The sequence below is a fragment of the Oceanobacillus sp. M60 genome, from assembly GCF_053839645.1.
The window spans coordinates 509613-523425 of the sequence record NZ_JBSSNH010000003.1 but is presented as its reverse complement, the minus strand read 5'-3'; the positions used below and the strand labels follow the sequence as shown (position 1 = coordinate 523425).

At 38.8% G+C, this 13813-nt stretch carries 14 protein-coding genes; 1 reads left to right on the top strand and 13 read right to left on the bottom strand.

What is annotated here, in order from left to right:
• Positions 1 to 78: 78 nt before the first annotated feature.
• The 8 genes from ACW0TQ_RS10450 to ACW0TQ_RS10415 form a co-directional block, all read right to left on the bottom strand.
• Entirely contained in the window at positions 79 to 333 is a 255-nt protein-coding gene (locus ACW0TQ_RS10450) for a spore coat protein (RefSeq protein WP_042533348.1), read from the bottom strand.
• 15 nt (positions 334 to 348) lie between these two features.
• Positions 349 to 534, bottom strand: coding sequence for a hypothetical protein (locus ACW0TQ_RS10445; RefSeq protein ID WP_042533346.1), 186 nt, complete (start codon positions 532 to 534; stop codon positions 349 to 351).
• Positions 535 to 639: 105 nt separating this feature from the next.
• On the bottom strand, positions 640 to 1173 hold the full coding sequence (locus ACW0TQ_RS10440) for an isochorismatase family protein (RefSeq protein WP_042533342.1): 534 nt from the start codon (positions 1171 to 1173) through the stop codon (positions 640 to 642).
• Between the two features lie 327 nt (positions 1174 to 1500).
• Positions 1501 to 2043 (bottom strand): GNAT family N-acetyltransferase, encoded by a 543-nt coding sequence (locus ACW0TQ_RS10435; protein WP_042533340.1) that lies wholly within the window; start codon positions 2041 to 2043, stop codon positions 1501 to 1503.
• Positions 2044 to 2223: 180 nt separating this feature from the next.
• The gene (locus ACW0TQ_RS10430; RefSeq protein ID WP_042533338.1) at positions 2224 to 2679 is read right to left on the bottom strand and encodes a GNAT family N-acetyltransferase; all 456 of its coding nucleotides are present in this window, start codon (positions 2677 to 2679) and stop codon (positions 2224 to 2226) included.
• 105 nt (positions 2680 to 2784) lie between these two features.
• Positions 2785 to 4713 carry a threonine--tRNA ligase gene (gene thrS / locus ACW0TQ_RS10425; protein WP_341172845.1) on the bottom strand — a complete coding sequence of 643 codons (1929 nt, stop codon included), beginning with the start codon at positions 4711 to 4713 and terminating at the stop codon, positions 2785 to 2787.
• Positions 4703 to 4864: a hypothetical protein gene (locus tag ACW0TQ_RS10420; protein ID WP_341172844.1), complete on the bottom strand. Its 162-nt coding sequence runs from the start codon at positions 4862 to 4864 to the stop codon at positions 4703 to 4705. Before ACW0TQ_RS10420 ends, thrS begins: the two co-directional genes overlap by 11 nt.
• A 473-nt stretch (positions 4865 to 5337) precedes the next feature.
• The gene (locus ACW0TQ_RS10415; protein WP_042533334.1) at positions 5338 to 6123 is read right to left on the bottom strand and encodes a lytic polysaccharide monooxygenase; all 786 of its coding nucleotides are present in this window, start codon (positions 6121 to 6123) and stop codon (positions 5338 to 5340) included.
• 288 nt (positions 6124 to 6411) lie between these two features.
• Between ACW0TQ_RS10415 and ACW0TQ_RS10410 the strand changes: the two genes are divergently transcribed.
• On the top strand, positions 6412 to 6657 hold the full coding sequence (locus tag ACW0TQ_RS10410) for a phage holin (RefSeq protein ID WP_042533332.1): 246 nt from the start codon (positions 6412 to 6414) through the stop codon (positions 6655 to 6657).
• A gap of 78 nt (positions 6658 to 6735) precedes the next feature.
• On the opposite strand, the gene ACW0TQ_RS10405 is transcribed toward ACW0TQ_RS10410, so the two are convergent.
• The 5 genes from ACW0TQ_RS10405 to uvrA all read right to left on the bottom strand — a co-directional run bounded on the left by ACW0TQ_RS10405 (position 6736) and on the right by uvrA (position 13700).
• Positions 6736 to 7635: a diacylglycerol/lipid kinase family protein gene (locus tag ACW0TQ_RS10405; protein ID WP_289585441.1), complete on the bottom strand. Its 900-nt coding sequence runs from the start codon at positions 7633 to 7635 to the stop codon at positions 6736 to 6738.
• A gap of 328 nt (positions 7636 to 7963) precedes the next feature.
• On the bottom strand, positions 7964 to 9061 hold the full coding sequence (locus tag ACW0TQ_RS10400) for a hypothetical protein (protein ID WP_455725633.1): 1098 nt from the start codon (positions 9059 to 9061) through the stop codon (positions 7964 to 7966).
• A 95-nt stretch (positions 9062 to 9156) separates the two neighbouring features.
• Entirely contained in the window at positions 9157 to 9942 is a 786-nt protein-coding gene (locus ACW0TQ_RS10395) for an ABC transporter ATP-binding protein (protein ID WP_042533326.1), read from the bottom strand.
• Between the two features lie 331 nt (positions 9943 to 10273).
• Positions 10274 to 10993 carry a DUF998 domain-containing protein gene (locus ACW0TQ_RS10390; RefSeq protein ID WP_042533324.1) on the bottom strand — a complete coding sequence of 240 codons (720 nt, stop codon included), beginning with the start codon at positions 10991 to 10993 and terminating at the stop codon, positions 10274 to 10276.
• 241 nt (positions 10994 to 11234) lie between these two features.
• Positions 11235 to 13700: an excinuclease ABC subunit UvrA gene (gene uvrA, locus ACW0TQ_RS10385; RefSeq protein ID WP_455725632.1), complete on the bottom strand. Its 2466-nt coding sequence runs from the start codon at positions 13698 to 13700 to the stop codon at positions 11235 to 11237.
• Between the last annotated feature and the right edge of the window lie 113 nt (positions 13701 to 13813).

The window sequence follows — 13813 nt, the reverse complement described above, 5'->3', positions numbered from 1 at the left end:
TTTTATAATGAATGGTTTGTAAAGCACTCAGGCATTCTAAAACTGCACTTTATGCTTTACACACTCTCTTTTCAGCTATTAGCTGCCCTGAGATAATTCTGTTTGCACTTGTTGTACTTCTTGAGGTGTTGCTGTTTGACCAGGCTGATAATAACCATGCTGCAATGCATATTGATATACTTTCAATTGGCGTGCTTCGTCCCGATTTCTTAGTTCTACAAATTTTTGGCGCAACGCAGGGTTATTCGATTCAGAAATATAACCGGCGTAACCTTTCAAACTTGCATTAAGACCGTTTAAATAATCATTTACCATCTCTTTATCCTGAAACATTTTCAAATCACCCTCCTACTGTAAAAATGACATTAATTGTTGTTGTGCATTACGAGCATCCTGCGCATCAAATTGCAGGATTGATTTAAACTCCGGATCTTGTGCCTGTTCAGCATATGCCTCCAGCTTATTCACAATCATCCCGTGCTCTCCAATAACCTTACGCAATGTTTCCAGTTCTGTTTGCGTTAATTGGTTCATCAGACAAACCCCTTTCCAAAAATTTATCAAGGTTATTATGCCCGGTGAACTCATTTATATGCCTTTGGATAGGTGCGATAAAGAAATTTTTACTGTTTTAATGCATCAAGTCTGTATCCAAAATTTATATTCTTCCATATCAAGTACTTCTATCGATCCTGACCAATGCAAAACAGTTCCAATAAAATCCGGAATATCTAAGTCTGACATCTCATATACTTCTCCATTATTTACGGTAGCAGTAGCATCCTCTACAAATACAACTTTGAAACCTCTATCATATGCAGCAATTGCTGTAAATAAACAACAAAATTCTGTGTTAAGGCCAATAATGACAAGCTCGTCCACTTTATATTTCTGACACTTTTCCAATAAATCTGTTTGGTAAAAAGCACTGGGAGTTTCTTTTTGAATTATTTCTGTAGCATATTTTTTAAAAGACGGATAAATCTCTGCACCTTTTCCCTCAATATAGAACGGATCTTCTCTATTTTCACTAGTATGTTGAATAAAAAAAACAGGAAAATTCTGATTTGAAAAATCCTTTAATACCGTCTCCATATTTTTTACACGTTGCCCTAGACTATATTGTTCATTAATCAGCTCTTTCTGCATATCAATTGCTAATACTGCCTTCAATGTAGCTCCCCCAATTGTATTTAAAATTTTTTAATTTATTGAATCAATATATACCATTAGAATCAGCTCTCTAATTTAAATTCCTGCTTTTTTGCCAAAAAAGAGTTTCCTTATATAGGAGAACTCTTTTCATCAGCTTATTTTTTAGTGCTTTTTATCTTTTCCGGATAAAAAGTTATTTGCTTCTTTTCATTTTAATAATACTTAATTTGACCTTGAAGCGTTCCAGTATATAATTCAAACTTATATTCATCAAAATTTGTAAAATAAAGAATGGTTTATTCCTTGAATATACATTTAAATCCCTCTATGTCGAAATTTCTTTTATTAAGCCTTTAATCTCAAAACATCGCTTGTCAGCTTCGGATCAAACCCGTAGATTTCTTTCTGCTTGTATGAATGGATTTCCTCATAAATAGTTATCATATAATCCAGTAATTGCTCATTTGTTTTCTCTTGTTCATCCCAGTACATAATATCCAATTCTATTTCTGTATGAGATACTAATGCCTGGAATCGATAAGAAATCCTTTCTGATACCTTAAAGCCTTCACGGAAATAAAAACGCAGGCGTTTCTCTGTATCTTCATCCCTTTCATCCACTGGCTCTACTTCCAAAATAATCGTTTTCCGTTTGTTTTTTAGCTGTTGAATCAACTTTTTACCTATTCCCTTTCCCCGAGCCCTTTCAGAAACCCATAAAAAGTCAACAAAAACAAAATCGGCATACTCCGCATACATCATAATATGTAAATCACTTTCATCCTTATGATAATGATTGGGCTTATCCACCAGTAAAGCTTTTAATTGCTCTTCTGCTTTCATTTCTTCCACTGGAAAATATCCGTTTAATCGTTGAAACCAATCCATTGTAAAACCTCCTGAAAAATTTTTTGCTTCCCTTTTTTATTTGCTGTCTCCAGTCACAGCTGACTATTTGACAGGAGAGATAGACACACGAATACAGCGTCAAGGCAATGAACGCTTTCCTTGATAAAAGGCCGATGATTTCATAGAATCATCAGCCTTAAAATCATACTTCGCATTCCTCTACTCTTCCATCAAAAGCACTGCTTCTTCTTCTACAAATTCACCTGTCCGCTGAAAGCCGCTATGTTCATATAATGTGATGGCAACATGATTTTCCTTCACGGTAGATGTACGTAACGCTTCTTTCGGATAATTCTTTTGGAAGTCTTCCATAAATTTCTTTAAAGAAGCTTTTCCATATCCTTTGCCTTGAAAATCCTTCGCAATCATAAACCGGTCCATCCACCATGAATCCTTATCATAAATATCACTTGCCGGATAATAGCATAACATGAGAAATCCGACCATTTCCTCCTCATGATAAATCGCATAAGGACGTTTCTCTTCCTTTTCATAAACTGCTTCCAAAACAGAATACCAATTAGGAGCTATAAAATCTTTTTGATTATCATTCACCTTTAATAATGAGCATTTTTTATAGTTCGAGCTGTCAACCTTCTTAAATGTAATTGTCATCCTCACTCATCTCCCTTAGTTATAGATGATACTTTCATTTTAAACGATAGGAAAAAGAATGGACAGTAATTACTCAAAGATATCTGGTTTAAAATTCCTGATGCTTCAAAATGATACGTGCTTTTCCGCAATTTCTTTTTCGAGTCGTTTCCGTACATCGCTCGCAGGTGAGCTCTGGCTTTGCTTTTCGCCATATTTCCGGACGTTTATCGCCTCGTTCTCTTCTTCCTCATCACCGACAACAAAAATATACGGTATTTTTTTCATCTGTGCCTCTCTTAATTTTAATCCCAGCTTTTCTTCCCGATAATCTGCTTCAATACGGATACCTGTTTCTTTGAAAGTATCCATTAATTGATTTGCATAGGAATGATGTGCAGAGGAAACTGGTAAAATAATGGCTTGAACAGGAGCCAGCCAAACTGGAAAAGCGCCTGCAAAGTGTTCAAGCAGAATACCAAAAAAGCGGTCGATGGATCCATAAATTGCCCGGTGGATAACAACAGGGCGCAGCTTTTCATTTTCTGCATTGACATAAGTTAAATCAAATTTTTCCGGCATTTGAAAATCAAGCTGTAATGTCGCACATTGATGGCTGCGTCCTAAGGCGTCTTTGATATGAAAATCAATTTTTGGGCCATAAAATGCGCCATCACCTTCATTTACTTGGTAAGGCAGCTCCATACGCTCTAACACATTTTCTAACGCCTGTTCTGAAGCCTCCCAAGCAGCATCCTCTCCCATAGATTTCTCTGGACGTGTAGATAATTCAACCGCATAGCTGAAGCCAAACACCCCATATATTTCATCAATTAAACGAATGGCTCTTTCCATTTCTGCCTCTACCTGATCTTCCCTTGCAAAAATATGGGCATCATCCTGACAGAAAGTGCGGACCCGGAGCAGTCCATTTAAAGCGCCGCTGTATTCATGACGATGGACTTGACCGAATTCCGACAGCCTGATTGGCAAATCACGATAAGAACGCAGCTTTTGCTTATAGATTAACATATGCCCCGGGCAATTCATCGGCTTTAATGCGAAATTGGTATGATCGACTTCCGAAAAATACATATTCTCCTGATAGTGATCCCAATGGCCTGACTCTTCCCAAAGCTGCTGGTTCATCAGAAGTGGTGTACGCACTTCCTGATAGCCTGCTTTTAATTGTGCTTCTCTGGAAAATTGTTCAAGCTCCTGGCGAATAATTTGACCATTCGGCAAATAGAACGGCATGCCAGGCGCTTCTTCAGAAAACATAAACAGATCCAGCTGCTTTCCTAATTTACGGTGATCTCTTTTTTCTGCTTCCTCTATAAAATGCAAATGTGCTTCTACATCTTTTTTCTTCGCAAAGGCAATGCCATAAATACGCTGCAGCATTTCGTTATTACTGTCGCCCCGCCAATATGCTCCTGCCAGCTTTATAAGATGAAATGCTTTAACATACCCAGTAGATGGTAAATGTGGACCTCTGCACAAATCAGAGAAATCTCCTTGTTCATAGATTGTGATTGCTTCATCAGCCGGGATACTTTCTAACAACTCTACCTTATAAGGCTGATGGTGTTTTTTGAAATAAGCTTTTGCTTCTTCCAAGGAGAGTTCATACGAATGAATTGAAAGATTTTCCTGAATAATCTTTTGCATCTCTTTTTCGATTTTCATCAAATCTGCCTGTGTAATGGATTCCTGACATTTCATATCATAATAGAACCCATGTTCAATCACCGGCCCAATACCAAACTGAACGTTTCCTTTTCCGTAAAGCCGCTCAACAGCCTGTGCTAAAATATGTGCTGCAGTATGCCGCATAACCTCCAGACCTTCGTCTGAATCCAGTGTTAACAATTCAATTGCACTCTCTTCGGAAATAGGATAACTTACATCTACCAGCTTCCCATTCACTTTTCCAGCAACAGCTTTCTTCGCTAAGCCTTTTGATATTTGTTCAGCGATTTCTTTTAAGAAAACTCCTTTTTCTACATCATCTTCTCTTCCATCCGGAAATCTAATTTTCACTTCATTTTTCATTTTCTTCATACTCCTTCTTCATTTTAGGCAAATAAAAAAGCATACACTTCCCTCTATACAAAGGGACGAATATACTTCTCCGCGGTTCCACCCAGATTCCCGCCAAGTGATTGGCAGCTTCATTTTGCAGTAACGTTGCATATGACGGCATCAGTTGTCACCCTGACGCAGCTCGGAGGTGGTAAATTACGCTTCTTGGTTAGAGAGCTCTCACCTTCTGCTCTCCTCTCTTTGAGCCTTCCAAGTAATTCATGTCCTCTTCTTCGCTTCTCTTGAATAAATTATAAAATATCATACTAAAGTTTTTTAATTTATGCAAGGGGAATTTTTTATTTGATAATTACACTTATAATGTGTGTTCAAAAAGCCAGATAAATAAGACCAAGTCGGCTAAGGCTGTAACGTCCTGGGACTGCGATTACTCTCCTTACCGGAAACGTTTGTGCGTCGAAAATTAAAGATGACGAGCTATCTCCAAACAGAGCGTATGCTTGAGAGTATTGGAAATAGCTCGTCAACGCAAAAATTCGCTATGTCATTTTTAGTGGGACTTTTGAACATTCTCTTATATTTCAATAGCTTATCTGATTAGACTATTTAGATGTTTAAAGAATGCTGTTTTTTTCATTCAATAACCTCCCAGACACCAGAAATTCCGGGCGTTTCTCCACTTGTCCACCATTTTGCTTGGAAAACTTTTCCGTTATAGATAACTTTGTCTCCTCCAAGATAAACAGCATTAGCTTCCCATACCGGATAATTAGGGACTTCTGGTTCCGATTCTTCCGGGTCTTGTTCTGTCCCATCTCCGTCAAAGTCAACGTCTATAACATTATAGAAAGCATTCGCCGTATCATCCACATCCCAAACACCTAAAATAACATGGTAACCAGTCCTCTCAGGAATCGTTACTTGATGCGTTACTTTCTCCCCAGGTCTCGCCCCTCCATCATACACTTCATAAAATGGAATAAGTTCAAATTGGTCTCTGGTTAATGGTTCATTCGGATTCCAATCGGGTTTAGTTATATAATAATGCCATTTCGTTGTTGCATGCATCGCTGTTAAATGCCAAGTAAATGTATTAACTCCTGAATTCAAATCAACTTTTTCCCATCGATCTGAAGTCTGCTCATCTAATTCAGGAAAAACCCCCCCCGCCGAAGCAATTTCCCCATCTGAAATACTTACTCCCGGAAATCCTTTTGGTGCTTCTAAGCTTTGTGGCTCCCATTGAACACCGCCGCAATTTGTATTCACCTGTTCATTACACAATAACCCTCTTGATTTTGGCTGCTCAATATACCCATGTGCAGCAACAGCTCCTAGCCCAACAAACATAAAAAAGACGAGCGAAATAACGGTTGTTCCGAGATACTTCAGTGACTTACCATGAAATAACCTTTGCATAAAACTCCTCCTTTACTTGTTTAGACGGTTATAGATTAAAATCCAATGTTTTCTTAATGATATAATATTTTGGCTAATTTTCATTTAATTTACAACCGTCTTAAATTTATATTATCACTAAAAATGAAAGCGTCAACATAGATTATAATGTTTAATACAATTGTAACATTTTTGATACTTATGTAACAATACATTCTTATAATTCAAAAAAATCATAGCATTCCAATAAAAAAATTCCGTTATAATTCTTTTACCCTGCCCATATCTTATAAAAAGGAGGCTGCTTTCTTGAGTGAAAATCTGGCAAAAATAAATAATAAATGGATTCGGCTGGCTGTTTTAATCATTGTATTCATCAATACAGCTGCCATGCTGTTAGGCTACAAACTCATCCCTTTATCGAACGAAGAGCTTGTTTCCGTGCTATCTCTCATCGCTTTATTCATATCCGAAATCTGGAATCATTGGAAAAATAACAGCTATACCCCCTCCGCAAAAGAAGCGGATAAACTGATGGAAAAGCTGAAACGTTAAGATAGAAAAAGCTGATGGACAAGGTCCTGCCCCTCTATATTTAGAGAAGGCATCCCCTTATCCCTCAGCTTTAGCTTTTTATTCCATCTCCCCATAAATCATGTCCAAATGTTTCGGGAGCACTTCAATCGTTGCTGGTGTTTTATTTAAAAATTCACCATCACAATCAATATTTTGTTCCGGGGAAGTAGATACTTCTAAACGGTTTGTCCGAAAATAAATAATATCATCATCTTTTTCATTTTCCGGATAATCATCCTGTATCTTAGCTTCCAGCCATTTCTTTAAATACTTCAGTTTTGCTTCTTTGACAATCAGGACATCGAATTTTCCGTCCTGTACATCTGCATTCGGAAAGAAGGATTGAATCCCGCCGAGAAAGGAACCATTTCCAACAACCAGCAATTCTGCTTTCTCATCATAATCGAATTCCTCACTATGCAATTTCAATGCAAAAGCTTCATTTTGAAAAGCAAGCCTGGATGTATTCAGATAATAAGAAACCCTTCCGAAAACCTGCTTATTTGCTTCATCCATTTCTTCAGCAACCTTGGAAATAATACCGATGCCCCAGAAATTTAAAAAGTAATTTTCCCCATATTTACCCACATCGACCTGCATTCGTTTCTGCATGATAATTTGCTCTAACGCTTCTATTGGCTTTTGGCTGATGCCAAGCGTCCGGGAAAAATCATTGCATGTTCCGCCTGGCAAAATAGCAAAAACCGGCCTGTTTTTCAATGGAACGAGGGCATTCATAATTTCAAAAACAGTTCCATCTCCCCCACCCGCAATCAGTAAATCAACTTCTTCCGCATGCTTTTCAACAAAACGTTCTCCATCCCCTTCCTTTTTGGTCTGCAAGATAGTTACCTCTTCAAATATTTCCGTTAATCTAGATTGAATTTTATCTAATTGTTGTGCCAGCTTTTGTTTTCCGGCGTTCGGGTTTATAATTAAAGCGACTTTTTTCACCATTTCCGCTCCTCACAAATCCATATTTTACTGCATCAATATGTTTAAAGTTCTCCATTACATTTATAAATAATCATAAAGTGAGACTTCATTCAACGTGAGCCTGCGCCTGTTATCTCCTGCCTAAATAAATACTTTTTCACACTCTCTTGGAAGACGTCAGTTTTACAAGCGCTTCTTCATGAAAAATACCTTTATTCCATTGTACATGAGACCTGCTGTTCTTGCTAAAACACAGCCTAAATTATTTGTAAGATGTTATTCCTTCAAAAGAAAAAAGCTGGCGAAACGTTTTCCTAGAACATTCTACCAGCTGTTAATCTATTCTTATTTAGAATTCTGTCTCTTTTACTTCTCCGGTAGTCTGATCTACCGTATACCATCCATACGTAGCGGTATGTGCTAAGCCGTCATCCTGATCAACAAGCTCATATACCTGTACCACATAGTTTCCTTCTTCATCCTGGTGACTAGTAACAACCTCTAAACTATCGTCGACCATATTTAAGTGTTCTTTAACTAATTTTTCAGCTGCTGCAGCATCAATCGATGAGGCATTCTCATCTGTATTCTCTTCTTCATTCTCTTCTGATTCCGGATTCTGATTGCTCTCAGAGTTGTCCATATCGGTATCGTCTGATGTATCACTGTCACTGGTATCTGTACCACCCTGACCAGAATTATTTTCCTCACTGTCAGGACTTACCTGATCATTTTCTTCTTCCGTTGCATTTGCTTCATTATTAGCTGTATCTTCATCTGTTGATTCATTTGTTTCTTCTGCAGCTGCTCCATCCGTATCCTGGTCTGCAGTGTCATTGTCTGTATTATTTTCCTGTTCGGTCTGATTCGAATCCGCTTCAGCCTCACTATTTGAAGTATCTCCGTCATTTTCCTCAACTGGAATATCTTCTGTTTCCACATCAGATACGATCCACTTCTCTTCATTCCAGAAAATAGAATAAGTAACGCTAAGCATATTATCCGTCTGTTCCTGCTCTACTTCATACAAATTATCTTCTGCTTTTTCTAATTCATATGTTTCTTCTTCATCAAACCAGACAGGTTCTTCGGAAGCAACTATGTAGATGGATCCCTCTTCATTCTCTTCAAAATAAGCATCTGCCATCTTTGCTGCTAAATCCTCGGACATAATGGTCGAGAATTCCTCCTGAAGCTCTTCCGGAGAATCAAAATCCGTTACTTCTCCGTCTTCCGCTGCATTTTCAATCACATTTTGGAATGCTTCATTGTAGGTTTGTAATACCTCTTCTGCTTCTTCTGCCTCTAATTCAGGGATTTCTTCTGTCTGTTCATCCGGTTCTGGCATTGGCTTTTGAGCTTCTTCGTCATCATTATTGCTGCAGGCTCCCAGCAATAATACGATAGCCGCAGCTACAGCCATCAGCCTAAACAATCTGCTTTTCACTATATTTTCCCCCATTTCTAATTTCTTCTTCTTTATCATACACCTTTTCCAGTAAATTAGAAATATCTTCAAACAGGGAAAAGTCATGCAAGCCGCTACCTTCTTTTTTCAATCGTTAACCAGGGTCTGCCTCCATCCCAATGTACCTGAACAGGGATTTTAAATGTTTCACTTAATAAAGCATCGGTTAAAACATCGTGCTTTTCTCCAGTCGCTACTAATTTTCCGTCACGAACTAAGGCCACGTGGGAAATGGCTTCTGTAATTTCTTCGATATGATGTGTAACATAAAGCAGGTGCGTATTCGCTTGTATATCGTTCATTAATTCCAGTACCTCTTCACGCGATAAAATATCTAAACCGGAGCAGGGTTCATCTAAAATCAGTATTTCCGGTTGACTCATTAACGCCCGGCCAATAAGAACTCTTCTTCTTTCCCCTTGCGAAAGCACTTGATATTTTTTTCCTTTTAAGTAGTCTAATCGAAGGTCTGAAAGAATCTGATCAGCCTGCTGCCAATCCGCTTCAGATACCTCTTCATAAATCCCAAAGGAAGCAAATTTACCGCTGATAATCACATTTTCAACCGGCTCCAGCTGGATCGTCTCTTGAAAACGCTCCAATGCACTGCTTACATAGCCGATTGATTTTCGTAATTCAGATAAATCTGTTCTTCCAAAAAGCCGATCCAGCACGGTCATTTTTCCAGACGTCGGATAATTATAACCAGTAATAATATTTAAGAGCGAGGTTTTACCTGATCCATTTAAACCTAAAATCGCCCAATGCTCTCCCTCTTTAATTTGCCAATTAATATCCTGTAAAATTTCCTGATCATTTCTGCGCCATGTTATCTCATTAAAATAAACAATGTTCTCCATTTCTTATCCCCTCTATCTAATTGAAAAGTCTGTTAATTATTCCGCTAGAATACTATAAGATGTGCTGCTTTTCTAGTAAAATGCACTTTATGATTTCTGTTGCCGCTAGTTTTTCGGTTAATTCTATCTATTTGTTTATTGTCGGCTGCTTAGGTCTTTTTCCTTCTCCACCTTAACAATTTCATAATTATCAGAATATCCAAATCAAAGCACTAAGCCGCTGTCAGTTCAATCTTATTTATTGAATTGTTAAGTTTAGTCAGCAAACAGATTGATAATTCTATGAAAAGGAGTTATTTCATGCATTTATCCATGTCTTTGCAATTCAGCTTCATATATCATATCCCCTGCTCCAGAGACCAATAGCCGTACCTGTCAGCCAGATATATACCGAGGCATAGAGAATACGCTGAAGCAAACCGCCGGGCAGACTGGTCAATACAGGCTGTAAGAAAAGACTGAAAAGAGCTGCTGAAGTGACTGTCGTACAAATCATCGTCCACCAAAATAGACGCGGCATTTTTTTATAAATCGCAATACTGATTAAAATCATCGCAGGAATCTGCACAATCATTCCCGGGAGTGCTGTGAACGTATGCCAATAAAAATGAATATCTGCAGGAATGATACCAGAGATGCCATAACTCACTCCAAAAATTCCAATAAAAATACTTGCTATTTTAGCAGAACGAACCTTGGGCCATAGCGGGTACAGCAAAACAGCACCCATCAAAACAGCTAACCCGGTTAAGAAAAATGTCCAGTTCATCAGCCAATGGTAGGGTGAACAGATAGCGTAGCTTGCAAGTACATACGTATCCGTTCCACAAGCCGTTACTCCAAGGTCACTCATCGGTTGATTCATAAAGCTATAAGGAGCTGTAGTTGCCCGGATAACAACTGCTTCGATGATAAAATAAGCACTTAAAGCAATCCAGCTGAGCAGACCGATTAGAATAGATAATCTGTTAGATTTACGTAATAAAAATATTACTGCAACAGCCGCCAATGCAACAATCAGCATTGTTATTGCGTGAAATTCATAACGCATTTTCTTCTGCCTCCTCTGCTAATTGAATATATGGTCATTTGGCAAAGTTATATTCACTAATTCATATCCCTTTCTTTCTACTTACGTTGCTTCCCCCTGCAAGGATTCATTCCATTTAGTTGGAAGCTTTATTATTTGAAAAGGCCACCCTTCTTTTTTAAGGATGTCCTTTTCAAGCAAAGTATATTTAAAATGAAACTTCCCTCAGTGGGGGTTTTCCCGCCAGTCACACTGCGATAAATTAAACCTGCAAATACTGTCCTGTATATGAAGCTTTGTTTTCCTTTATCATCTCTGGTGTTCCTTCTGCAATCACCTTTCCTCCTTTTGCACCGCCTTCAGGACCTAAATCTACCACCCAGTCTGCTGCTTCGATTACCTGACTGTTGTGCTCCACCATAATCACTGTATTTCCTGCATCCACCAGCCGATTTAACAGCTTGAGCAGCTGAATCGTATCATTCGGATGCAATCCAGTGGTCGGCTCATCTAATAAATATAGTGACGTCTTTTTCCCTTGCTTCATTAATTCTTTGGCCAGCTTTAATCGTTGCCCTTCTCCTCCAGATAAAGTGGTTAAGGATTGTCCCATTTTCAAATAGCCTAAACCGATTTCTGTTAGGAGCTTTAAGATGGCTTGTATCTTTTTCTCCCCTTCAAATATAGAAAGGGATTCATGGATAGAGCTTTCTAAAATATCATTGATAGAATAGCCCTGGTATTTTACTGCTAATATCTCTTGTTTAAACCTTCTCCCCAGACATTCCGGACAAACGACCTCTAAATCAGGGAAAAAGAGCATATTGGTCGTTACATAGCCAAGTCCCTGACAATTTTCACAGCGACCTCCTGCTGTATTGAAGGAGAAATGCTTTGCTGTGAGCTTCTTTTCCTTTGCTTCCGGCAGCTTAGCAAACATAGCTCGAACAGGTGTAAATAAATCAATGTAAGTTGCCGTATTGGACCGTTTCATTCTGCTGAGCGGAGACTGGCCGACAATAATCATCTGATCAAAGACATCTAGACCAGTTATTTTTTCAAAGTCTTCATGGATGGCATCATTCGCTTTTGCCAGCACTTCAAATAACAGCGATGACTTTCCTGAGCCTGAAACACCAGTTACTGCGGTTAAGCAGGCTGTCGGAAAAGTTACGGTCACATCCTGAAGATTATTGGCAGCAGCGTGATGTATTGTTATCCCGGCTTCGTATTTCTTTGTCCGATTATTCATTTTCCGAGGCTTCTCTGCACGCAAATATTGCCCTGTAACTGACTTTTCTTGCTGAAGCAATTCCTGCAGTGTTCCTTGACCAACCACAGTACCTCCAAGCTTTCCAGCTCCCGGTCCAATATCAATAATATAATCTGCCTCCCGCATGACATCCACATCATGCTCAATCAACAGAACGGTATTCCCTAAATCACGCAAATGCTTTAAGATACTAATCAGGCCGGCTGTGTCCTTCGGGTGCAAACCAACTGTCGGCTCATCCATAATATATAATACACCGGTAAGTGCAGAATCTAAAAGTGCAGATAACCGAATACGCTGTGCCTCCCCGCCGGATAACGTAATCACTTGTCTATCCAGTGTCAGATAACCCAGCCCTATTTTGATAATTCGGGAAAGCTTTGTTTTTATATCCTCCACAAATGTTTCGACAAGCTGATAACTTGTCTGCTCCAGTGATGCTTCTAATTTATCTATCCAAGCTGCCATTTCCTCTAAAGAATGGACAACCAGCTGTGGAATTGTCCAGCCTTCAACGGTAACTGATCTGCTCACTTCATTTAAACGTTCTCCATGACAAGCTGGACAAGTCTGCGAATAGAAATAAGCATCTGCTTCGGCTGAAGAACCATCATGCTCTGCATATCGGCGCCACATCGAGGTTAATACGCCGGGGAATTTTCCTTTTTCTACTGTTTTTGGAGGCTTTACGTTTGGAAACAGCTGCTTCACTTCATCACTTTCTACACCATAGTAAAGAATAGCCTTTTGCCCTTCATTAAAGTCCCTGATAGCTACGTTATCGGCATCCGGAAGCTGATAATATTGAAAAGCTGCTTTTAAAACAGCAATTTGATATTCGCCATAACGCCCGGCAAAAATATCCACAGCGCCATCCTCTAAAGAAAGCTCCTCATGAAAAACTGATGGCAAATGAATAGCTACTGTTTCTCCCAATCCTTTACAGTTCGAACAAGCTCCTTCGGTTGTATTATAAGAAAAGTGCGTCCGAGTCAGCTTTTCCATTTTTACATTACAATTCGGACATAAGATATATTCTGTAAAGCTATCCGCTTCTTTTTCCACGTTTCCTTCATAAGTCATTGGATTAATGCTATATTGACAGCTTGGGCATGTTCTTTCTCCAAGCTTTTCAAATACCATTCTCAAGCTGGTATACATATCTGTCATCGTCCCCACTGTCGAACGTGGATTCCGATTGGTGATATGCTGATTGATACTGATTGCAGGTGATAACCCGCTGATAGAATCAACTTTGGGTTTGTTGATTCCCTGCATCCCCATTGATTCTAAATATTGACGCTGACATTCATTGAATAAGATGTCCAGAGCAAGCGTGCTTTTCCCAGACCCAGAAGGGCCTGTAACCACAATCAGTTTGTTTTTAGGGATAGACACAGAAAGATTCTTTAGATTATTCTCCCGCGCTCCGTTTACGGTCATTACATTATGCATGTTGATATTCCTCCTCCGTGATTTTTGTTTTCTTTCTGTTTTCTGTTTTCAAGTGCAATGTTTTTTTCATGGTGACATGATGAACGATAGTTTTAATAACCAATTGCATCTTG